This window comes from Spirosoma aureum (assembly GCF_011604685.1).
Taxonomy (GTDB): domain Bacteria; phylum Bacteroidota; class Bacteroidia; order Cytophagales; family Spirosomataceae; genus Spirosoma; species Spirosoma aureum.
In genome coordinates this window covers 5,478,582-5,502,210 of record NZ_CP050063.1, presented here as the reverse complement: position 1 = coordinate 5,502,210, position 23,629 = coordinate 5,478,582, and the positions used below count along the sequence as shown (strand labels likewise).

At 47.3% G+C, this 23,629-nt stretch carries 12 protein-coding genes; 2 read left to right on the top strand and 10 right to left on the bottom strand.

Annotation, left to right across the window (positions count from 1 at the left end):
* Positions 1 to 57 precede the first annotated feature (57 nt).
* The 9 genes from G8759_RS21865 to G8759_RS21825 form a co-directional block, all read right to left on the bottom strand.
* Positions 58 to 456: a response regulator gene (locus tag G8759_RS21865; protein WP_167212426.1), complete on the bottom strand. Its 399-nt coding sequence runs from the start codon at positions 454 to 456 to the stop codon at positions 58 to 60.
* A gap of 252 nt (positions 457 to 708) precedes the next feature.
* The gene (locus G8759_RS21860) at positions 709 to 1,359 is read right to left on the bottom strand and encodes a phosphoribosyltransferase (RefSeq protein WP_167212423.1); all 651 of its coding nucleotides are present in this window, start codon (positions 1,357 to 1,359) and stop codon (positions 709 to 711) included.
* 133 nt (positions 1,360 to 1,492) lie between these two features.
* Entirely contained in the window at positions 1,493 to 1,729 is a 237-nt protein-coding gene (locus G8759_RS21855; RefSeq protein WP_167212421.1) for a hypothetical protein, read from the bottom strand.
* A gap of 613 nt (positions 1,730 to 2,342) precedes the next feature.
* Positions 2,343 to 2,516 (bottom strand): hypothetical protein, encoded by a 174-nt coding sequence (locus G8759_RS21850; protein WP_167212418.1) that lies wholly within the window; start codon positions 2,514 to 2,516, stop codon positions 2,343 to 2,345.
* Between the two features lie 1,155 nt (positions 2,517 to 3,671).
* Positions 3,672 to 4,088, bottom strand: a complete 417-nt coding sequence (locus G8759_RS21845) for a hypothetical protein (protein ID WP_167212415.1) — start codon at positions 4,086 to 4,088, stop codon at positions 3,672 to 3,674.
* A gap of 165 nt (positions 4,089 to 4,253) precedes the next feature.
* Positions 4,254 to 9,449 (bottom strand): SdrD B-like domain-containing protein, encoded by a 5,196-nt coding sequence (locus G8759_RS21840; protein WP_167212412.1) that lies wholly within the window; start codon positions 9,447 to 9,449, stop codon positions 4,254 to 4,256.
* Between the two features lie 233 nt (positions 9,450 to 9,682).
* Positions 9,683 to 16,804 carry an SdrD B-like domain-containing protein gene (locus G8759_RS21835; protein ID WP_167212409.1) on the bottom strand — a complete coding sequence of 2,374 codons (7,122 nt, stop codon included), beginning with the start codon at positions 16,802 to 16,804 and terminating at the stop codon, positions 9,683 to 9,685.
* Positions 16,805 to 17,780: 976 nt separating this feature from the next.
* On the bottom strand, positions 17,781 to 18,674 hold the full coding sequence (locus G8759_RS21830; RefSeq protein WP_167212406.1) for an alpha/beta hydrolase: 894 nt from the start codon (positions 18,672 to 18,674) through the stop codon (positions 17,781 to 17,783).
* Positions 18,675 to 18,772: 98 nt separating this feature from the next.
* A complete protein-coding gene (locus tag G8759_RS21825) occupies positions 18,773 to 19,480 on the bottom strand; it encodes a LytR/AlgR family response regulator transcription factor (protein WP_167212403.1) in 708 nt (235 codons plus the stop codon).
* Between the two features lie 919 nt (positions 19,481 to 20,399).
* On the opposite strand from G8759_RS21825, the gene G8759_RS21820 reads away from it, so the two are divergent.
* The gene (locus G8759_RS21820; RefSeq protein WP_167212400.1) at positions 20,400 to 20,966 is read left to right on the top strand and encodes an RNA polymerase sigma factor; all 567 of its coding nucleotides are present in this window, start codon (positions 20,400 to 20,402) and stop codon (positions 20,964 to 20,966) included.
* A 31-nt stretch (positions 20,967 to 20,997) separates the two neighbouring features.
* Positions 20,998 to 22,149 carry a FecR family protein gene (locus G8759_RS21815; RefSeq protein ID WP_167212397.1) on the top strand — a complete coding sequence of 384 codons (1,152 nt, stop codon included), beginning with the start codon at positions 20,998 to 21,000 and terminating at the stop codon, positions 22,147 to 22,149.
* Positions 22,150 to 22,177: 28 nt separating this feature from the next.
* Here the strand turns inward: G8759_RS21815 and G8759_RS21810 are convergent, their stop codons facing one another.
* On the bottom strand, positions 22,178 to 23,599 hold the full coding sequence (locus tag G8759_RS21810; RefSeq protein ID WP_167212394.1) for a sulfatase family protein: 1,422 nt from the start codon (positions 23,597 to 23,599) through the stop codon (positions 22,178 to 22,180).
* Between the last annotated feature and the right edge of the window lie 30 nt (positions 23,600 to 23,629).

Genomic DNA, 23,629 nt, shown 5'->3' with positions numbered 1-23,629 from the left:
CCGAAAAGCCGGTGCAACGGAGATTCATTGAGTTAAACTGAAAAAGTGGTATCCTGCCTAAATAGTGATACTATCGCTTATTCTGCCAATAAAGTGTTTCAGATCACTTTGGCTAACGGGCTTAGGTTGATAATCGAACACACCTGCTGCTCGGTATAACTGGTTTTGGGCTTCCCAATACTCTTCCGTTAAAATGATGATTGGAATTTTAGCTAAACGGCTGTCAAGCTTAAATCGCTTGATCCAGTCAATTTCTGAACCAGTAGGTGAAATTCCATTTAGCACAATGGAACTCGGTAAGTTCATGTCTGTCTGTAATAATTGTTCAAATTGAGTAAACGACTTAAACCAATGTAATTCCAGATTGGGAGCCCACGTATTTATTCCCTGTTGAAGTATCATAAAGTCGTCCTGATCTTCGTCTAGCAGGGCTACCCATTTGTTATCGGATTTCATACTCAATTATTAAACATTTTAATACTCATATAAATCAATGTCCTTACTAAAATGTTTGCTATGTATGGTGTTTACACCAGGATATTCTAACATGTTTACCTGAGAAAACCCGACAGTTTGACCAGTGATAGAGTTGTTTCTTAGTACGTTACAGGTACATTGGATTAGTTTACCCGTATTAGTTCCTGGGCAAGGTTTGAACTGTTTCATGGCATTTAGCCTGAGCTGCCAAAATAATTCGCTTTTGTAAGGCTAGCTCAGGTCAATAGCGGTGGCTTTCTGTAATAAATTATGTACTTCGTAATCGGTTGTCTGCGAAAAATCATCGTACCAATAACCTACACTATAGAATGGTTCTGGTGTTCTGGCGCAGATAACGAGGTCGGCTTCGCGCCTTAATTCGTCACAGGATTGTTCGGTTGCTACCGGTACGGCTATTATAAGTTGAGTTGGGTTTTGCTGCTTGACGGCTAGTAGGGCAGCCTTCATACTGGCACCCGTTGCCAAGCCATCATCGATCAGGAAAATTGTTTTCCCGTTTATGATTTGTGAAGGTTTACCGGCACGATACTCGCGTTCGCGACGCACTAATTCCTGACTTTCTACCTTAACAACCTGAGCAATCGCTTCCTGCGAAATACCCTTTGATCGAATCAGCGATTCGTTCAGAACTAGTAGGCCCCCCGAAGCAATGGCCCCCATAGCTAACTCTGGCAGCGTAGGGAAGCCCAGTTTGCGGACGATAAAAACGTCAAGCGGGCAATGGAGTCGAATGGCAACTTCATAGGCAACCGGCACACCACCGCGTGGCAATGCCAATACGAGGCTGTTGTCCTTTCGGTCATAGCGGGCAAGCAGTTGGGCTAACACCTTGCCGGCGTCGCTTCGGTCTTTAAAACGCATTGATAACAAAATAAAAAACCTGGTCAGTCACCGACTGAAAGGCGTATGAGCGACCGTGGTACGGCTTTATGCGAAAGTCCTGTGGGGAAATTAACCCGGCTCATGCTGGATTTGTTAACGGAGGAAGCATGAATTAATTACTGGAGTACGCCAGTCGGAGCAGACCGTCTTTCTGGAGATCGACCAGATCGGAGTTGACAATCGATTTAGGTATGAAAACGATTCGCCCAACTCCGGGTACTACTGTTTGCGCGACCGGACGACCGAAGCGGGAATAAAAAACGCTTAGGCAGTCTTTGGGTAATAAATCAATGCAGAGATTAATTCCGGCAAAGTTGTCTAACTGGTAGGATTTAGTGAAAAATCGCAACTACAGTACTGTAAATCAGATGTTTATCCGTTCGGCAACCATTATGTTGACGGTATCCGGATGGTTTAACAATTGCGGCCATCCTGCTTTTAAAAAAGGTTGTATCTGCGAGTCATGAAGCCGTCCAAAATATTGGCCAACCGTTCGTTTCGTGTGGAATCGTTTTAAGGCATACATATTCGCAGTACGATTATAGAGTGGGCATAAATAGAGAAAGAAGTTTATTTTTAGTGAAAAATGGCCGCTAATTGTACTTTTTTGTTTTATTTTATCGCAAATCAAATTGATTGTACTTGGCTAACTTACTATATTATACGGTTAATTCATGAGTGTAAAATAATTTAGCGATTTTAGACTCTTTATTTAATATGATTAAAGTAGTAGTTTGCGAAGGATATGTGATTATCTATTCAATGGTATATGTGCGTAATATTTAGCTAGTCTTTTGGCGCTGGAGTTAGCTGAAAAGGTAATGACTGTAAAGTGACCTGTAATCGATTACATAGGAAATCGACTTAGTAACCCGAAGAAGGTAAATCAGTTGTTAATAGTTGAAAACTATTGGCACTTTACTGTTTGGGATGTTCTGTAAGTCCTATCATTAACGTACGTTTTATTGATTCTTTGTTTTACCACGTAGAGTAGTAATCGCTAGCCAAACGGCGTTCTTCAGGCTAAATCCCATGGCATAAAGCCGTTTTGCTTCTTTAGTTATATCATCAATAGTAGGTGTTGGTTCCGGCTCCTGCTTATTTGTTTTCATGGCCATGCTATGACTTGTTTTCATATTCGTGGATAGCATTGCCACTAACAACAATCAAGCCAGTAGCATAAGTAGACTATTGTTGTTGGTCGGTCCTTTAACTGGCCAGGGCCAGGCGTTGAACAACATTTGTACGATAAGGCTTGGCGAATCTATGAACCGCTTTTCTGCGTATGTCTGTCATAATGAATGGCGATTTCCGCTTCTCCACAGATGGAATCTACCATTAACACTATCAAGATCCGGCCTATTATTTACACATAGGCCGGAATTTTTTTTGCCATACTTCCAGGGCAAGAGGGCAACATAAGCACCATGAATAGAAAATTAGAAATGAGATTCGACACCAGTCAAGATTGTTGATCTCATGGTCAGGAAAAATTAATTACTGGGTTATAATGACTTAGTTACAGATTATTAAAACTGCCCTTTTAAAGGCACACCCAATCTGGACTGAAGCCGCAGAAGACAGAATCTGACGACTTTCAATTCCGTCAATGCGACTAAAAATCAGTTGACAGGTATGCCTGCCGAACGAACCGTAACCTGGAGGGCAGCTGATCCGGGCTTTCTACCAGAATACCAGCATTAACCTCCTCAATACATTTCAGAGTGCTCGAATTACTGTCCATTAAAACACGAATGCACATAACGTTTTGTCGCCGGAAACAAGGATTGCGGAGGGAATTTTACTACAGCCAGCACACAACTCTATGACTTTTGAAACCTTAAACAGGCATTACCAGTCTGGGTTAGCGAATACGGGGTCTCAACAATAATTATACCAACACTGGCTCGTAGTGCATAGTAAGCACCAATTTTAACAAAAGGAGCCGGAGCTAAGGCTGGCAATATTGTCTGGTCCTAACCACTGCTCCAATGCGGCCGTTTGATTGCCTGCGTTACTGAATGACAGCGAAAAAAAAGTTATTGGCCCAATAATTGGCGATCAGGTTATTGTTCATATTGGCTATCCGTTTCCGTCAATCGATTTTCATTGACCGCAAAAAAATGACTCAATGGTAAATTGAAAAATGGTATTTATTCATTGCTGTATCAACAAAAAACACTGACTCTAGAAGAATCAGTGTTTACGTATTCGTTGTATGACTATGTATTCAAAAAGCTGTATTTAAAGATCGAGATACCAGGAATATGCACTAAACAAGTGCCTGACTACTAACTATGATTTACCAATTGTGTAAGCCCTTGCCGGAGTTTTAGTACGTCCCCAACAGTCCAATCCATTTCTAATCGATTAGATAACCGGTTGATTTTTAACCCGCATAAGCGGGAGAACTGTCTTCGTTGTGAATTTGATATGCCATTCAAAAGCGTTATTAACAAGGGCAAATTGCTGTAAAACTGTGTAAAGGCAGTTGTCGGCAACTGATAATGATTAGCCAGTAAATGAATCTCATTGATGCGCCAGAGTAGCGGATTTCTATAGCGGAGCTTAATGCTATTATAGCTTAATCCCACAATCGAACAGATCAAAGTAGCCTTCTTCTTATCTTCTTCCAGCGAACGGAGTACAGCCTGTTGAAGATTAGTGAATGAATCCAGCGCATTTAAAAAAGGTATTAATGAATCCATAGAGTTTGGTGTAAAAAATGGGCTGTTGTATTGAATGAGTGCGGTCTGGTTTAGAATAATCACCCCTTATTGAATCAGTAAGGGGTGATTATATTAAACGAATGTGATCCAGGCTTACTAAGCAATTATTAATTCGTAAATAGCTTGCAAAGTGGATTCCACGTGTTAGCGGATCGGATCGCCGATTCGCTGAGGCCGTTTTGTTTGCTGTAGGATGAAAGGCACACAGATTTCAGCTGGGCAACCGCACACCGTTGGCATCAATAATACGGTCATGTCTGAGTAACAACCTGACTGGTTGTAGACACGCACTGTATAAGCGGTTGCCACCCCAGGACTCGCCAGTGTGCTAGCAAGCACGCCATTGGCTGGAATCACCTGAGCCGGACCCGAAAGCGAAGCCGCAGGGTTAAAGGAGGCTCCTAGCGAATACTGATAGGTGTGTTTCGGATTGAACTGGCTTAGCACCACTTGTCCGTTGTTTTGGGGCGTATTGCCCTGACAGGTCGCAGCTACGGCTACCGCCTGATAGTTCGGTAGGGTATCGAGTTCTAAAATGAAGGGGCAGCACGAGAATGTAGGACATGAACCGTTCAGTACAGCCGATTCCAGTGTATAGGCTCCCGGTTCATTTACAACTAACTCATTACTAGACTGAGCCTGGATAAGGATACCATCCTTAAACCATCGATAGCTGGGTCGTCCCACAGGTGCGGTCAGGGTGTATTCATCACCGAGGCACATTTTGACCGGGATCGATGTACAGACTTTCGCCGTATCCCCTGGAATCGTGGCTGTATTGTAGAGGATACCACTGCTATCAGCTTTGGCCTGGACGGTAAGCGTCAGACTCTGGCCCGGATTGAGGCTGGCGATTGTCCAGTGGCTGATGGGTGTACCCTGGGTAAAGGTAGTGCCCACCGGAGCGGTGGCCGAATTGAGCACGTAGCTCAGGCCCGCAGAGGTTGAGTCCTGAACGACCACATTGGTAGCCACCGTGGTGCCGGTATTGGTGAGCACAAGGCTGTAGGAGAGGACCTCACCGAGGGTAGCTTTCGACTTGTCGACCCGTTTGTCCAGACTGAGCTCTGGGTTAGTTCCAGAGAAGCCCGCATCCAGAGTCGGATTGAACTCACCCGCGGTCAGGGTGATGGCCTGAGTTTTCCCGGTAATAAGGTCAGCATCCGAATCCTTGGTGTCATCGCCCACATTGGCCAGCGTGGCGGTGTAGCCGTTGGGGGCGGTGAAGCCTACCGAGTAGGAGAGACTCGATCCGGGTGTGAGTCCGGTGAAGGAGTAGAAGCCGGTGGCATTGGTCAGGGTGGTGGCCGAGCTGACCCCATTGATGAACAGGGTCGCCACTACGTTGGGGATGGGGGCTTCACCGACATCCTGACTACCATTCTTGTTGGTATCACTCCAGACGAAGTCACCCAGTCCGGCTGTTGGCGCTACCGAGCAGGCAGCCGGAGCGGTATAGGTGGCCGTGGTGGTCGAACAGCCGGGTAGGCTAGCCGTCATGGTATGGCTCTGCCCATCGGAGGTGAGGCCGTTGAAGGTGGCCGTGAAGGTGGCTGAGCTCACAGCCGTCGTGGCGAAGGTCAGACTCTGAGCCCCGTTGGTGACGGTGAGCACACCGGGCGTGGGGTTGGTCAGGGTGACGAGGGCCGTTGCCGAGTAGGCGTTGGTGGCCGTGGCGCAGAGCCCCGGCGTAGCCACCGCACTCATCGAGCAGACCGGGGCTATGGTGCACGATGCCGGGGCGGTATAGGTGGCCGTGGTGGTGGAGCAACCGGGCAGGCTGGCCGTCACGGTATGGCTCTGACCATCGGAGACGAGACCGTTGAAAACCGCCGTGAAGGAGAAACTGTTGAGTCCGCTGGCAATGGTGGTGGTCAAACTCTGAGCCCCATTGGTGACGGTGAGCACACCGGGCGTGGGGTTGGTCAGCCTCACCACAGCGGTGGCTGAGTAGGCGTTGGTAGCCGTGGCACAGAGCCCTGGCGTAGCCACCGCACTCATCGAGCAGACGGGTGCTATCGAACAGGAGATCGGGGCAGTGAATGTCTGATTTACAGAGCAGGCCGAATTTGAATAGCTGGCAGTAACTGTATAGTCCTGCCCATTGCTGACTAATCCAGAATAACTAAAGGTTCCCGTAGAATTGCCTGCAGGCAATGTCAGACTTCGTGGCGAAAATGCTGCTGAGGTAATCGAAAGTGTGCCACTGCTGAGAAGGTTGGTGGCGTTGACAGTACCTGACAGGACGTAGCTGTTGGTAGCCGATTGGCACAGACCAGGTGTGACGAGCATAGTCAGCACACAAGGCACAACTGTACAACTTTTTGGCGCAACTGTCACCGTTATATCCTGTACACAATTGTCAGATCCATTAAAAAACCGGACCGTATAGGTCTGACCTTCATTGGGCGCATTATTGACCACTGTTTGTGGAAGCGACCCGATAGCAGTTGCACTAGCGTAGGCCACACCAGTATAAGACGTACCTATACTAACAGCGAAGCGACTCGCATTCGTCACCGATGTGATGTTAACCTGGCCATTATTGTTTTCTGTTGTTGCTGTACAGGTGGCGGGTACCGGCGCTAGTGTTGCCTTGATATCCGAACAAAAGACACCGGCATCGAAAGTGTGATCGACAAAGCCAAAATCACCTGTAGTGACGTTAATTTGTGGAATACCACCTGGTTGGGCACCCAGAACCGTAGACAACACATTGGGGTCAGCATCCGAGTCGTTCTGGTCAGGTATGCTCCCCTCACCCACGTTTGCTAGCGTCAATTTGAATTTATTAGCATTAACCGTCAGTTCCTGCGTACCGCTGTTAAACTGACCCACTCCAAACAGAATGTTATAGGCCGTATTGGGTAATAACGCATCCCCCAATAGTGTAGAAAAGTAATATTCTCCGCTTGCTGAGGAAGTCCTGGATGCCACCAAAGCACCCGTTGTGGCATTGTATAAATTGACTATAACACCTGCTATGGGTAATTCGCTGGGGTCCTGCACGCCATCATGGTCGGAATCGTTCCAGATTCGGTTGCCTAGTTCCAGATAAGTAGCTGCTGAGCAAACTAGCTCCAGATCCCCTAAACCCGTTGATTTTCCAAATGTGCCTGGGTTTGGTTGTGTATTATTGCCAGTAGCTGTTTGGTAAAGGATGAACGCACTATTTACGCCACCGTTGTTGTTATTTAAATGGCGTACTCCTCCCGAGTATATGACGTTCGGGTAGTCGGATGCATCATTTGGGTTAATTGGGTCCATAGCGGTAGTGACTACTTCGCCCGAACCGGGTCGTAGCGCTAGTCCACCTTCGCTATTTTCAGCATGATATATCACATTTGGGTTATCTAACTGATACATGTTGTCGTTGTAAAATTCACCAAATCCAGGCCCCTGGTTATTGGCTGTTCCATAACCGGTAGCAGGACCAGCTTTTGCATTGTTTTCCAGTATGAACGTGTTATTGCTGTTGTAGGCTCTTAATATATCTCCACCAGCATTGCCTACGTATAACGTTGTTCCCGTTAAGCCATAGTTAAAAAAGCCGAGTTGCATACCCGTCCGATCAATGAACCCCAGCACCATGGTGCCATCAACGTCAAATTCAATGTCGGATAAAATGGGTTGCGGATAAAAAGCGACAAAATTGGATCCACTGGGAATCATATTAAAAGTCGATAAATCATCATTCCAGGGATACCAGCCCGTAATACTTGGATTATAAGAAACAAAACCTTTTGGGTAGGTCAGCGGAATCGTAAGTACTTTTGTCCATGTATTCGCTACTGGGTCGAGTTGATAAACGTATGCAGACAGAGCGGATTTTGAATTTGCGGAAGCATTGCAAACGCCCCCTACATAGACTTTATTCCGATATACTTTTAAGGCCCAACTGTGTGGTGTACCGCCGATGCAGCCTGGGTCAGGAATCGCAAATGTCGTTACGTTTGCCGCTGTGGGTTTGGTTCCATTGCTGTTATACGCTGTTATATCGACCTGATGAACGGTATTGGTGAACAGGTTGGTGAAGTAAAGTTTAGTATTATCATCTGACAGGTCCATTCCACCGATACCAATTTTGCCGATCTTTGAAAAGGTAACTGGGTCGTGGCTGGGCGTCGTTCGTTCGGCATTTAAACCACGTTCTAAATTCGTACCAATACTACCGACATCAATACCAAGGTCGGTGACTACATTAAGAAAGTTGGATACGATCGGTGCAGCCGGATTCGTTAAGTCGATGGCATAGATACCACCAATACCTTGTGGGCCTAAACCGGTATAGCGTTTTACGGTAGCAGATGCAAAGAGTCGTTTGGTAAATTTGTTGTATGCCATCGCCCAGGTTGACCCAACCTGAGAACCTTCTATCATAAATGTTTCAGGTCCACTGCGTCCCGCTGAATTATAGTTAAACCCAACAATTGCCGGAGCAGTACCTGAAGTGCCTCCTCCTAATGGGTCCCCATTCGTGTAACAGGGTGTGGCCAGCAATGGATTGGTTTCGCAGTATTCGTTTTGATTCAGTACGCCCAGACTCGCGGTGCAGGTTGGTGCACTGATAAACTGAACCGTTGTGCGACTGTTGGTTCCATTGGGTCCACTTTTGCCTCCCGACAGAAAAGCCGGAATGTTCGAATACTCTAATCGTACGGGATAAGCAGTGGTCGGAATAGTAAGGCTAAAAATACCGAACGCATCGGTCGTAGTCGAGACTGGAGAGCCAATTTTGGGAAAGGCAGTAACGGTAACATTTTGAACACCCACTGTTTCACCGGTTGCCTGAATGCCGTTGGCATCAAAGTCATAATATACAGTTCCACCTAGCGTATTAGCCGGGCATGCCGTGGGCTGACAGGCAGACGGAGCCGTATAAGGCCATAGGAACGTACTGGGTGTACAACTTCCCCTCAATACTCTTACCAGGCCTTTAGAGCCATCAGCGGGTATTTCAAACGCAATAACCTGGGGCGATACGATGGTTTGCTGCCCACTAATAGTGGCAGTATATGCCTGGGTAAAGGTGCCCGTTTTAAATGTTCGGGAGGCAATTGGTGTTCCAGTCAGAGTAGTGAGTTGGACTAGGATATCCTCAGAGCCAGTGTTGTTCCAACCTATCGTAGCACTTACAGTAGCTTTGCTTTGTCCACCAACATAGTAACAATCTGAAGTAGTTACAGATAGTATAGTCGGACATTGTGCTTGTGTTAAAATAGGGCTTAAAAGTCCTGCCAGGCCGAATAAAAGCCATATAGACAGAAGGTTCCTGGGCACAGTCCACAGCATCGTGCACGATGCTTTTAACTGTATCCGTTGTCGTAAAATTGGAGGCATATTCATAAAATCAGGTTTAAATATTGACAGTGGGTCTATTTGTCTGAATGGTATTGATCAGGTAAATGGGCATTTTCGTGAGTACATAGCATCTCGTATTGATGATAGAGCCCCCTTTCTAACCGGTGATCAGATGCGATTATAGGGTTAGTCAGGGAAACTCTTTCAGCGTAGAAAACAACCTATTTGGAGTAAGCAGAAAGGGCAGTTCAGGGGTCTACTTCCTTCATGGATTACTTTTGATCTCCCAGGCGTCCAGGACGCTTGGTTTGTTTGATTACGTACGGCAAACAGACCTCCGCCGGACAATCACATACTGTTGGCATCAATAATACGGTCATGTCTGAGTAACAACCTGACTGGTTGTAGACACGCACTGTATAAGCGGTTGCCACCCCAGGACTCGCCAGTGTGCTAGCAAGCACGCCATTGGCTGGAATCACCTGAGCCGGACCCGAAAGCGAAGCCGCAGGGTTAAAGGAGGCTCCTGGCGAATACTGATAGGTGTGTTTCGGATTGAACTGGCTTAGCACCACTTGTCCGTTGTTTTGGGGCGTATTGCCCTGACAGGTCGCAGCTACGGCTACCGCCTGATAGTCGGGTAGAGTATCGAGTTCTAAAATGAAGGGGCAGCACGAGAAATCAGGGCATATTCCCCCGGTATTGTCACTCTCCAAACTGTATGAGCCCGGTTCATTTACAACTAACTCATTACTAGACTGAGCCTGGATAAGGATACCATCCTTAAACCATCGATAGCTGGGTCGTCCCACAGGTGCGGTCAGGGTGTATTCATCACCAAGGCACATTTTGACCGGGATCGATGTACAGACTTTCGCCGTATCCCCTGGAATCGTGGCTGTATTGTAGAGGATACCACTGCTATCAGCTTTGGCCTGGACGGTAAGCGTCAGACTCTGGCCCGGATTGAGGCTGGCGATTGTCCAGTGGCTGATGGGTGTACCCTGGGTAAAGGTAGTGCCCACCGGAGCGGTGGCCGAATTGAGCACGTAGCTCAGGCCCGCAGAGGTTGAGTCCTGAACGACCACATTGGTAGCCACCGTGGTGCCGGTATTGGTGAGCACAAGGCTGTAGGAGAGGACCTCACCGAGGGTAGCTTTCGACTTGTCGACCCGTTTGTCCAGACTGAGCTCTGGGTTAGTTCCAGAGAAGCCCGCATCCAGAGTCGGATTGAACTCACCCGCGGTCAGGGTGATGGCCTGAGTTTTCCCGGTAATAAGGTCAGCATCCGAATCCTTGGTGTCATCGCCCACATTGGCCAGCGTGGCGGTGTAGCCGTTGGGGGCGGTGAAGCCTACCGAGTAGGAGAGACTCGATCCGGGTGTGAGTCCGGTGAAGGAGTAGAAGCCAGTGGCATTGGTCAGGGTGGTGGCCGAGCTGACCCCATTGATGAACAGGGTCGCCACTACGTTGGGGATGGGGGCTTCGCCCGCATCCTGAATGCCATTCTTGTTGGTATCACTCCAGACGAAGTCACCCAGTCCGGCCGTTGGTGCTACCGAGCAGGAAGCTGGTGCGGTGTAAGTGGTGCTGGTCAGGCCACAGTTCGTTGCTGAAGCTGTTAGGGTATGCAACGTACCACTACTGGTTAAACCGCTCAGGGTGAAACTGGTTGGCTCATTGCCTACGAGGGTTGCAGTCATGCTGACAATGCCATCGGTAATGGTAACCAGTTGACTGCCAATTGTATTGGTTGCCGAAATGGTTCCTCTGACACTATACTGGTTAGTAGCTGTGTTGCAAACATCAGGGGCAACCACTAAGTTGAGTAAGCAAGGTGGTGTTATTGTACAAGACAATGGAGCTGTGTAGGTAACACTGGAGATTTTACCCAGATAGCTGACCGTCAGGGAGTGACTGCCTGTTCCCGAGGGAAGTCCAGCCAAATTGAAGGTTACCGAAGGCTGATTTGCCGTTACCGAAACGGTGGTTGTAGACGTACCGTCGGATATGGTTAGGGTGCCAGCGGAAGTCGCTGTGAGGCTGATGCTTCCCGTGACCACATACTGATTGGTAGCTGTATTGCAAGTGCCAGGGGTAATAATCAGTGCCAGCGCCGGTGCGAGTGAGCAACTAGTAGGAGCGGTATAGGTGGCCGTGGTGGTCGAACAGCCGGGTAGGCTGGCCGTGACGGTATGGCTCTGCCCATCGGAGGTGAGGCCGTTGAAGGTGGCCGTGAAGGTGGCTGAGCTCACAGCCGTCGTGGCGAAGGTCAGACTCTGAGCCCCGTTGGTGACGGTGAGCACACCGGGCGTGGGGTTGGTCAGCCTCACCACAGCGGTGGCTGAGTAGGCGTTGGTAGCCGTGGCGCAACTACCGGCCGTGACCAGGGCACTTATCGAACAGGGCGGGGCTAGGGTGCAGGATTCCGGGGCGGTATAGGTGGCCGTGGTGGTGGAGCAACCGGGCAAGCTAGCCGTGACGGTATGACTCTGCCCATCGGAGACGAGGCCGTTGAAAACCGCCGTGAAGGTGGCTGAGCTCACAGCCGTCGTGGCGAAGGTCAGACTCTGAGCCCCGTTGGTGACGGTGAGCACACCGGGTGTGAGGTTGGTCAGGGTGACGAGGGCCGTTGCCGAGTAGGCGTTGGTAGCCGTGGCACAGAGCCCCGGTGTAGCCACCGCACTCATCGAGCAGACCGGGGCTATGGTGCACGATACCGGGGCGGTATAGGTAGCGGTCGTGGTCGAGCAGCCGGGTAGGCTAGCCGTGACGGTATGACTCTGCCCATCGGAGATGAGGCCGTTGAAGACCGCCGTGAAGGAGAAGCTGTCGAGTCCGCTGGCAATGGTGGTGGTCAGACTCTGGGTCCCATTGGTGACGGTGAGCACACCGGGTGTGGGGTTGGTCAGCCTCACCACAGCGGTGGCCGAATAGGCGTTGGTGGCCGTGGCGCAGAGCCCCGGCGTAGCCACCGCTGTGATCGAGCAGACCGGGGCTATGGTGCACGATGCTGGGGCCACATAGGTCGTGGTCGTGGTCGAACAGCCGGGCAGGCTAGCCGTGACGGTATGACTCTGCCCATCGGAGATGAGGCCGTTGAAGACCGCCGTGAAGGAGAAGCTGTCGAGTCCGCTGGCAATGGTGGTGGTCAGACTCTGGGTCCCATTGGTGACGGTGAGCACACCGGGTGTGGGGTTGGTCAGCCTCACCACAGCGGTGGCCGAATAGGCGTTGGTGGCCGTGGCGCAGAGCCCCGGCGTAGCCACCGCTGTGATCGAGCAGACCGGGGCTATGGTGCACGATGCTGGGGCCACATAGGTCGTGGTCGTGGTCGAACAGCCGGGCAGGCTAGCCGTGACGGTATGACTCTGCCCATCGGAGACGAGGCCGTTGAAAACCGCCGTGAAGGTGGCTGAGCTCACAGCCGTCGTGGCGAAGGTCAGACTCTGAGCCCCGTTGGTGACGGTGAGCACACCGGGTGTGGGGTTAGCCAGCGTGACCACAGCGGTGGCTGAGTAGGCGTTGGTAGCCGTGGCGCAGAGCCCTGGCGTAGCTACCGCCGTGATCGAGCAGACCGGGGCTATGGTGCACGATGCCGGAGCGGTATAGGTGGCCGTGGTGGTCGAACAGCCGGGCAAGCTAGCCGTGACGGTATGACTCTGCCCATCGGAGACGAGGCCGTTGAAAACCGCCGTGAAGGTGGCTGAGCTCACAGCCGTCGTGGCGAAGGTCAGACTCTGAGCCCCGTTGGTGACGGTGAGCACACCGGGTGTGAGGTTGGTCAGGGTGACGAGGGCCGTTGCCGAGTAGGCGTTGGTAGCCGTAGCACAGAGCCCCGGTGTAGCCACCGCACTCATCGAGCAGACCGGGGCTATGGTGCACGATACCGGGGCGGTATAGGTAGCGGTCGTGGTCGAACAGCCGGGCAGGCTAGCCGTGACGGTATGACTCTGCCCATCGGAGATGAGGCCGTTGAAGACCGCCGTGAAGGAGAAGCTGTCGAGTCCGCTGGCAATGGTGGTGGTCAGACTCTGGGTCCCATTGGTGACGGTGAGCACACCGGGTGTGGGGTTGGTCAGCCTCACCACAGCGGTGGCCGAATAGGCGTTGGTGGCCGTGGCGCAGAGCCCCGGCGTAGCCACCGCTGTGATCGAGCAGACCGGGGCTATGGTGCACGATGCTGGGGCCACATAGGTCGTGGTCGTGGTCGAACAGCCGGGCAGGCTAGCCGTGACGGTATGACTCTGCCCATCGGAGACGAGGCCGTTGAAGACCGCCGTGAAGGTGGCTGAGCTCACAGCCGTCGTGGCGAAGGTCAGACTCTGAGCCCCGTTGGTGACGGTGAGCACACCGGGTGTGGGGTTAGCCAGCGTGACCACAGCGGTGGCTGAGTAGGCGTTGGTAGCCGTGGCGCAGAGCCCTGGCGTAGCTACCGCCGTGATCGAGCAGACCGGGGCTATGGTGCACGATGCCGGAGCGGTATAGGTGGCCGTGGTGGTCGAACAGCCGGGCAAGCTAGCCGTGACGGTATGGCTCTGCCCATCGGAGACGAGTCCATTGAAGACCGCCGTGAAGGTGGCTGAGCTCACAGCCGTCGTGGCGAAGGTCAGACTCTGGGCCCCGTTGGTGACGGTGAGCACACCGGGTGTGGGGTTGGTCAGCTTCACCACAGCGGTGGCCGAATAGGCGTTGGTGGCCGTGGCGCAGAGCCCCGGCGTAGCCACCGCTGTGATCGAGCAGACCGGGGCTATGGTGCACGATGCCGGAGCGGTATAGGTGGCCGTGGTGGTCGAACAGCCGGGTAGGCTAGCCGTGACGGTATGGCTCTGCCCATCGGAGACGAGGCCGTTGAAGACCGCCGTGAAGGTGGCTGAGCTCACAGCCGTCGTGGCGAAGGTCAGACTCTGGGCCCCGTTGGTGACGGTGAGCACACCGGGTGTGGGGTTGGTCAGCTTCACCACAGCGGTGGCCGAATAGGCGTTGGTGGCCGTGGCGCAGAGCCCCGGCGTAGCCACCGCTGTGATCGAGCAGACCGGGGCTATGGTGCACGATGCCGGAGCGGTATAGGTGGCCGTGGTGGTCGAACAGCCGGGTAGGCTAGCCGTGACGGTATGGCTCTGCCCATCGGAGACGAGGCCGTTGAAGACCGCCGTGAAGGTGGCTGAGCTCACAGCCGTCGTGGCGAAGGTCAGACTCTGAGCCCCGTTGGTGACGGTGAGCACACCGGGTGTGGGGTTGGTCAGCTTCACCACAGCGGTGGCTGAGTAGGCGTTGGTAGCCGTGGCGCAGAGCCCTGGCGTAGCCACCGCACTCATGGAGCAGACCGGGGCTAAGGTGCACGATGCCGGGGCGGTATAGGTGGCCGTGGTGGTGGAGCAGCCGGGCAAGCTGGCCGTGACGGTATGGCTCTGCCCATCGGAGACGAGGCCGTTGAAAACCGCCGTGAAGGTAGCTGAGCTCACAGCCGTCGTGGCGAAGGTCAGACTCTGGGCCCCGTTGGTGACGGTGAGCACACCGGGCGTGGGGTTGGTCAGGGTGACGAGGGCCGTTGCCGAGTAGGCGTTGGTAGCCGTAGCACAGAGCCCCGGCGTAGCCACCGCACTCATGGAGCAGACCGGGGCTAAGGTGCACGATGCCGGGGCGGTATAGGTAGCGGTCGTGGTCGAGCAGCCGGGTAGGCTGGCCGTCACGGTATGGCTCTGACCATCGGAGACGAGGCCATTGAGAGTATAGTTGACCGATGTTGTAGCTGCAGTGACAGCTATCGTTGTGGCCGAAGCGCCAGTACTGATCGTGAGTGTACCGGCTACAGCAGCAGTCAGACTTACCGTCCCACTTATATTATATTGGTTGGTCGCGGGAGCACAAGTTGTTGGTACAGCAGTAGTGTTCAGGGCGCAGACCGGAGGGAAATCAGAATATATATCGATATCGCCGATATATCCTTTATTGTTTAATTGATAGTCGCCATTATAGTCGAAGTTCCAGGTGCCATCCATGACGCCTTGCTCTGTTTTGTTGGCTTCTGTAACTGTACTGCTAATTGGAACACCCTGCGCCCCATAAACAATATCAAAATCAGGAAGTGCAGGCGTTACATTATCAAATGATGTTCTGATAACATTGGACGATGCCCATATCATTTGCTCTTTATTGGCACTATTCACCATACCGTTCATATACCCATAATCTACTCCGCCAGCTGCATTGGTTTGGGTCAAAAAAGAGCCAACAAAAAACTCTTTGTTCAGTGTCCAGCTGGATCCGCTTTTTACATATTCCAAAGGCCGGGAAGAGTGTGCCCGTTCTACCCAATCCCATATCATTGACTTTCCTGACATGAGCATCTTGCCATCAGATGAAAACTCAATGTCTGTGATTGGATCCGCCACCCAGGCAGTGCCATTACCACCATTTCGGGCCGTATAACCATTAACAAATGGGACAGTAATTTCTAATTTATCACTACCCGCAACAAAATCACCCGAGGCATTCAGGGCGACAGAGCGAATAGTATTTTGGGTGGTAGAGCCGATCTCCTGATTCCAAACCGCATAGTATACACGGTTATCAATATGATTATAGCCAATGCCCCAGATCCTTTCTCCCAAAGGTGCATAACCGGCAAGGCCATCATCAGCCGACATTGGATCAAAATTGCTTAAAATGGTGCCTGATGTGCTGATACGATAAATTTTGCCATCCTCAAGGTTAGTTACAAATAGTTGATTATGAATATAATCGTAATCGATATTGCCTAGACCCGGACCTGTTTTGTTCGTTTGATGATAGTACCAAACGACGGTTGATCGTCCGTAAGGGTCCGTAAACGGGGTTCCCGCTCCACAGCAAGCAACTGAGCTTGCCGGGTCAAATAAAGGAATGGACGCACTTTGAGGGAGTGTGGCCAATACGGTAACGGCTTCTGTGTTTGCGTCAATCTTATAAATAGCACCTGGTCCTCCTTTTCCTGGATTGTCCGAACCTTTGGGGTAGAAACCATCAGTAGGACGGGGATAAGAAGCTTTCACCGTTGCGGCCCCAGCGGCCCCACCAGTCGCCCATACACCCCATCCAGAATAGTGGGTTGTATAGATATTTTTTTGTTTATCATAAGTAATGCCAAAAACAGTACCCAGTTTATCGGTCCTGCCGGTTGCGTCATTTACGGTACCATATAACCAGTCTGAAGCCATGTAAGCACTAGGTTCAAACGGAGCCGGGCTTGCTGAAGGAAGGCTTCTAACATCCTTGATACCGATTACAGGATCATTAGGGTTTGATGGCTTAATCGTATATACATCACCAGTACCGCAGGTAACGATCGATTGCCCCTCGACCAAAGGAAGCTGGGCATATGTTTCCTGCTTTATAGTAGTTATTAAGACCATACCAACAGAAAAAATAATAGTCCTGAAGATCCATCGGAACAAAGATTGATCCAAGTGGATTTTCGTTCCCTGGGTCTGAAGGGAAATCAACTGAAGGTGATAGAGAAGCGTCATAGTTACAGTGAATAAAAATGCTTACAGGGTAAATAGTGGAGTGCCAGCCCGTAGCCTTAAAGGGTCCGTGCCAGTTTGAAAATTCAGTGCTCCTGAATGAAAAGTGACCAAGGGAGAGCGCTGACTCTACCATCGTTAATAGTCAGAGCAGGCATAAATCGGCATCTAGGCACTCCTTAACCGCACTTGATCGATAAGCAGTAGTAAATGGTGGTACCGTGAGTAGAAATAGTCATAGATTTTGATTAAATTCTGTCCGCTGAGGGTATTAATCAAGATGTATGCCTTGGCGATGAAAAAAAATGTGCTAAGCTTTTAAGGCTTCTATAAACTATAGAAAATGGTATGAAAATACTTTTTAGCACTATGAAACCATCGCTCGTCTCATGCGAAAGCTGACCTGGAAAAGCAAATAAATTACAATTGGATAGCAATTTGCTTATGACAGTGGGCGAGTGTGGGTCAAGGAAGTATTTATCCTTAATCGTTTGATGAACACGAGCTCGATTTATCCGTGGTTGGATAAGACATCAATTCAGTCATGTCTCTTAACACGTGACTTCTGGAATAGCAGGCTTAAAACTGACATTGGTTGGCGCTGAGCTAAAGTGATTACCTGATCAGTAGTAGATAATGGCAAAAAGGCTGATTTGGGCGATTCTAAGATTGCTACGATGCTCTTCTTGTTAAGATAAACAAGCCGCCAATTCCTTCCTAAGGAGTTCTAAAAAGGTTATGAATCAAATTCGATAGCTGAGAAACAGTCGTCACAGGCCGTTACCGACTAGTTGCGAGTCAGGGCAGTAGATTTAATCTCCAGATCGTGAATTGATGCTCACCATTTAATTAGCATCAATTTCGATTATAGTTTCATATGGCGCTGAAAGAAGGCTACCGTTTTAGCCATACTATCCTTATTATTAGTCTCACTAAAGCCATGGCCATCCAGATATTCGTAATATTCATTAGGTACTTTCTTTGCTATTAATTTTGCCTTGAGCCACTGGCTCTGGTAAATGGGTACAATCATATCCAGCGTGCCATGAAATACTATCGTCGGTTTGTCCTCCGTATTCAATTGAGTGTAAGGGCTATTGGCATGATAAAGCGCCACATTTTTTTCCCAGGTAAATCCATTATACTGGGTAAGAACATCTTTAATCTTGAGGCCAAGAAAAGCGTTAAAACTATTGTACCAATCCAAATCATCGATCACGCAGGGGGCATATAGATCTGATACACATTTAACATAGTCATTGTTGTTCTGAGTGTAGGTATATAACAAGGCAAGTTGGGCTCCTGCACTAGCTCCTACCATACCCATTGTATCCGAGATCTGGAAGGATACTTTATTGGTAGCTATGAAGTTTACCGCGGCTTTAATATCGGACATGATCTCTTCACTATGAACATTATTACTGTTAGCCAGCCGATAATTGATATTGGCTACTGCGCAATCAGGCCACTTGGCTCTAAAGGCTGCTATCAGGTTATTCATTTCCGTTTTATCCCCGCCGATCCAAGCCCCGCCGTGAATCATTACCACCAGTTTAGTAGCAGCCGTCCGGTTTGCGGGTAAATACAGGTCCAACTTTTGACTGACATGCGTGCCATAAGCGGTATTCAACATAATACGCTCGGGCAGAGTAGATGTTGCTGAAGTGGTTGGCGTTGATGTGGTAGTAGGGTTACACGCATTAAAAAGGGAAAGCAAAACCAGTGCCCATAGGGGCACATAGAAGGTATTTTTTTTCATAAGAGTTGTTAGTCGAACTAGCACGTGAAGAGCAAATTATACCTGAGTTGTAGCCTGTTCAATGCTGTACCCTGCGAATTAGATAAATTCCCTCATCGCTATAATTCTTTTTTAACAACCAGGGGAAATAGCTCTCGTACAAACTCACGATAGTGCAGGCCAATGGGAATCCGCGTATTCTCAATCCAGACTGCCTTAGCGTCCAGCATAGAAACTTTGGTGAGATTAATGATAAACGATTTTTGTATTCGCTGAAATTGCCAGACAGGCAACTGTGCTTCTAAGGCCGAAATGGGTGAGTTGACAATGATTGTTTGTCCAGGCATATGGATTTTGGTACTTGCACCAAAAGCTTCGAAAAAGAGCAGATCATCCAGAGTGAATTTATGTAACTTTCGTCCACTATAGAGCAGGATTGATTGATTTGCGTCCTGCTTTTTGTGGTTAACCGGAGATGCCAGGGCCCGAAAAATAGCCCTAAATAATCGAGGCAAAGTAATAGGTTTAAGCAGGAAATCGGCAATAGGTAAGTCGAAACATTCGACCGCATAGTGAGCATCAGTACTGATGACGATAGTTACGGGAGGAGCGGGTAACTGGTGAAACCAGCTAAGTCCAGACTGGTCGGCTAAATGTGTATCTAAAAATACAACATCATACTGATTAGCCTGGATTAACTCGATTGCTTCTCCAATAGTATGTCTGCAATGGATCTTATTCGTGAGAGGAACCTGGGTCAACAATTGGTTTAAATGTTGTAGATCGGCCTGATTATTACCCAGAAGCAAATAATTATAATTTACCATACCGCTGTACTAATCTACGTGGATTAGCAACGTTTTTCAAGTTAAGTTAACAGTGGTTCACAATCGAATAGAACTCAATAAAGCAGTCGTTCGACTGATAGTAGCTTAGTTATATCTACGTTTTAGCCTGCTACTTGTGCTATCCGATTGGAATGATAAGCATTAGACGAATGGCATTTTCTATAGTAACAAACCGGCTAGTAAGTACACAAGGAATTTTTGTATAGGAGCCAACCTAATCATCAAACAACAATTTAGCTTATGCAGAATAATATGCTAACGGTACACAGTATACGTATTCAATAGAATAGGCCTATATTGGCGGAAAATTTGAATCAGAAATAGTAAGTGAGATTATATGTAAGGTGAAAGCCTGAATCATAGGCAAGCTTTTTACAAATCTAGGCTAATTAAAAGTTTTAAATTGAGGTAATCTTGTTTGTTATTTAGTACCTCCTGATCGTTTATAATACTAATTACTCTTAATAGCTAGGCCCTTTACAAACCAATGTATATATCCTTACTATTGTTAAAATCAAATTTTCAGCCATTGTTCTTATACTTTTAAATTTTAGTTTAATTCTTCAAAAATTCAACATATAATCTAGTATTAAAAGCGCATTTATCCGCGTTATAACCTCATCTAGGCCCCTTAGCACTTATTAAAATTTAATGGCGGTAGGTAAGACGGTTTGAAAAGCAGGCATAATTGCAAAGCGGGATTGTTACAGTTAAGCTAAAACGACGTATAATTGACGACTGACAACAAAAAGTAGCTTATATAAAAGTAGTTATAGAAGGTAATTAACAGAAAGAAAAGTAATTAACTATTTATAATTAATAAGAAAGTGTATCTTCGTATTAGTAAACCAAACGAAAGTTATAATCAACTGTTTTGCTGAAATAACCTGTAGGATTGATGGATAAACCAAATATTTTGGTTGAGAAGACAATGGAAAAAGTCTCCGATAGTTATTTGTTAGAACAGTTAAGGGCTGGTGATCAAAAAGCATTTGACTTACTTTTTGTGAAGTACTATAAGCTGCTTTTGGCTAGTGCATATTCATTGCTTTTAGATGAGAACGAAGCTAAGGATATTGTTCAGAATTTCTTTGTTGACCTTTGGGAGAGAAAAATTTACTTGGATTTGCAGGGCAGCGCTAAAGGTTATTTCTTCAAAAGTATACATAATCGCTGTATCAATAATCATTCTAAAACAACATTAAATAAGAAAAGACCAACGCAGCTAGTTGAAGTTATAGTAAAGAATGAGGATGAAAATGGTTTTTCTGAGCAACTTCACATCAATTTGGAAAGCGCTATGGCAGTGTTACCTGCCCAAAAAAGAGAAGCATTGAAGCTTGTTTATATGCAGGATAAAAAATATGTAGATGCAGCTCAGGCTATGGGGATAAGTGTTAATTCCCTTAAAACGCATTTAAAATCAGGTCTTAAAATATTGAGAAAAAAGCTAAAGGGAAATTAGGTCACTCGACTTTATCCTGAATTTAATATAGATGGAAGCAGATTATAAAAAAATGAGGCAATTGTATCTAGAAAAGATAACAGGCTTATTAGAGCCAGAAGTTGAACAAAAGTTACTTGCATTGTTGAAAATTGATCCGAATGCGCGAGATTATTGGGAGTCACTCGAAGCCGAAAATGAGTCCATTGGTCTTTCTAAAGTAATTGATTCGATAGATGTAAATTCAGAACTTGAGACTTTTAAAAATATTGAATTAACCCCTTTTACAGAACACAGTGTAAATTGGAAATACTATTTTGCTGCTGCTTCAATAATTTTAATGATATCCCTTTTTCTAATATACCTGAATTTGGATACTGTAAGCAAGCGTAAATCAGCTCATATTTTCAATGTAGTTGATATGGAAAAAGAAGAAATTCTGTTATCCGTGGCAGGATGTAAACGGTTTAAGTTATCTACGATAAGCCCTCAACAAATAATTATTGGTACAGTTAAACTTAATAATACTGGGAAAAAACTCGTTTTTTCCGGAAACATACAAAATGCGACTGCATTTAATGAGCTTTCGGTACCAGCTAAGAAATACTATGAGATCATACTTCCTGATGGGACTAAAGTTTCGATCAATTCGGTAACTAAATTAAAATTCCCTTTTATTTTCTCAGGTTTTTATCGCGAAGTTTACCTGGAAGGCGAAGCTTATTTTGAAGTAACTAAAAATGTCAGAAATCCATTTGTTGTTCACACTAAAAATGTAGATATATTGGTGAAAGGTACGCATTTTAATGTGAATACTTATAACACTAAAAATACAGAAACATCACTATTAGAAGGAAGCGTAGAATTGACAGCAAGGGGTAAAAATACTGCAGCATTAACTCCTGGAATGCAAGCTCTTTATTCAGATGAAACAGGTTTTTCATTTAGATCGTTTGAGTCAGATGAAATAACTTCATGGCGACGTGGAGCATTCTATTTGAACCATACGTCGCTTGGTGAATTAAAAGATTTATTTTTAAGGTGGTATGGAGTTATACTTGTTTTTGATAACAGGTCAATAGCAAACCATCAGGTTAGCGGGATTATGGAAAGAGACAAACTTAACGACTTCCTTGCTAATCTAAGATTATCCACAGGTTTTAAGGCAAGATTTGAAGGAAATACATTGCATTTAACTGATTGAAACATTGTGGTTAAAGCTAATTATTTACTTAATAATCTTTTCCCTCAGCACTTCTTTTAACCGAAGCTTCCCAGATATTCCAATCCAATATCAGTTTATTGAATAATTCTGGGTATTCTGTTGATATATTTTTAGTTTCGCCTGGATCTGACAGAAGATCAAACATTTGCCAGGCGGAATCAGTATTAGGCCGGTAAATTTTGTATCTCATACCAATATGTGCAGCCTGACCTTCCAACAAAAAGGAAAGATAACGATCAGATTTAGGTTTAGCCCCATTGGCCTGTATTAATTCAAGAATATTTGTACCATCATAAGGTCTATTGTATTTATTAATATCAACATTCAATATTGTAGCGATTGTTGGAAAGTAATCTGAAGTAAAAACAGGAGTATTCTCTACACTTCCAGGCTCTATTTTTCCAGGCCAAAGCATAATGCCCGGAACTCTTATTCCACCTTCTTTTAAACTTCTTTTTCTACCATCCAGCCCATAAGTTTGCCCTTGTGTCCTTTTAATTGGCGCTTTCCCTTCGGGACCATTATCACTGGTAAACGTAATGATCGTGTTTTTATCGATTCCCAATTGCTCTAGATGATTTCGTAACCTACCAATTTGCTCATCCATGGCTGTGATTGCTCCATAATATTGTCTTTGATCCTCTAAAAGCCCATCGTAAATATTTTTATATTTTTCTCCGGTCAATACTGGCAAGTGCGGAGTATGAAACCATATTACACTGACAAATGGTTTTTTCTCTTTTAAGGCATTGTCAATAAATGGTAATACCCGATCCATAATGATTCTCGAATCGTCTCCTTCCAGGTTCTTTGTTTCCACTTTCCCTGCACCAACCCAATAACTCGTTCCCCAGGAACTCCCTTGCTTTTTCCTGTCGACATCCATTGACAAAGTATCTGGAGTTAGCATTGGATTCCAGGTAGGCACTTTTGATTCTGTAACAAAACTTACGTCGACTCCATGCTCCCAAGGAGGAGCATAATCCAGTTCAAACTGGGGATTTCCTCCCCGGTTGGCATCAAGTGTTGCTTTTGTGAGAGTGCCCAGATGCCATTTTCCAAAATGTCCTGTTGTATAGCCCTGCGGTTTAACCATTTCATATATTGAGATTTCCTCTTTTTTTAAATGTCCGCAATTCGCGTTGCATACGCCAAACCTTTCAGGATTTCTACCTGTTAAAAAACTTGCGCGTGTAGGGGAGCAGACTGCAGAACCGGCATAGGATCGGGTAAACCTTACACCATCTTTTACCATACGATTTAAGTTTGGTGTTTTCAAATAAGGATGCCCGTTGTATGACACATCACCCCAACCTTGATCATCTGCCATTATTAGTATAAAATTTGGCTTTTCCTGGCCAAAAATAGCAGGCTTATAAATGATCGGTATGCCAAAAATTAACGTGAAGAGACATATATATATTTTCATAATCTGTACGAGTAAATTATTGAACTAAAA

Coding starts and splice junctions, on each gene's coding strand:
- G8759_RS21865 (WP_167212426.1), bottom strand. CDS start 456: ATGAAATCCGATAACAAATGGGTAGCCCTGCTAGACGAAGATCAGGAC.
- G8759_RS21860 (WP_167212423.1), bottom strand. CDS start 1,359: ATGCGTTTTAAAGACCGAAGCGACGCCGGCAAGGTGTTAGCCCAACTG.
- G8759_RS21850 (WP_167212418.1), bottom strand. CDS start 2,516: ATGAAAACAAGTCATAGCATGGCCATGAAAACAAATAAGCAGGAGCCG.
- G8759_RS21845 (WP_167212415.1), bottom strand. CDS start 4,088: ATGGATTCATTAATACCTTTTTTAAATGCGCTGGATTCATTCACTAAT.
- G8759_RS21840 (WP_167212412.1), bottom strand. CDS start 9,449: ATGCCTCCAATTTTACGACAACGGATACAGTTAAAAGCATCGTGCACG.
- G8759_RS21835 (WP_167212409.1), bottom strand. CDS start 16,804: ATGGTCTTAATAACTACTATAAAGCAGGAAACATATGCCCAGCTTCCT.
- G8759_RS21830 (WP_167212406.1), bottom strand. CDS start 18,674: ATGAAAAAAAATACCTTCTATGTGCCCCTATGGGCACTGGTTTTGCTT.
- G8759_RS21825 (WP_167212403.1), bottom strand. CDS start 19,480: ATGGTAAATTATAATTATTTGCTTCTGGGTAATAATCAGGCCGATCTA.
- G8759_RS21820 (WP_167212400.1), top strand. CDS start 20,400: ATGGATAAACCAAATATTTTGGTTGAGAAGACAATGGAAAAAGTCTCC.
- G8759_RS21815 (WP_167212397.1), top strand. CDS start 20,998: ATGGAAGCAGATTATAAAAAAATGAGGCAATTGTATCTAGAAAAGATA.
- G8759_RS21810 (WP_167212394.1), bottom strand. CDS start 23,599: ATGAAAATATATATATGTCTCTTCACGTTAATTTTTGGCATACCGATC.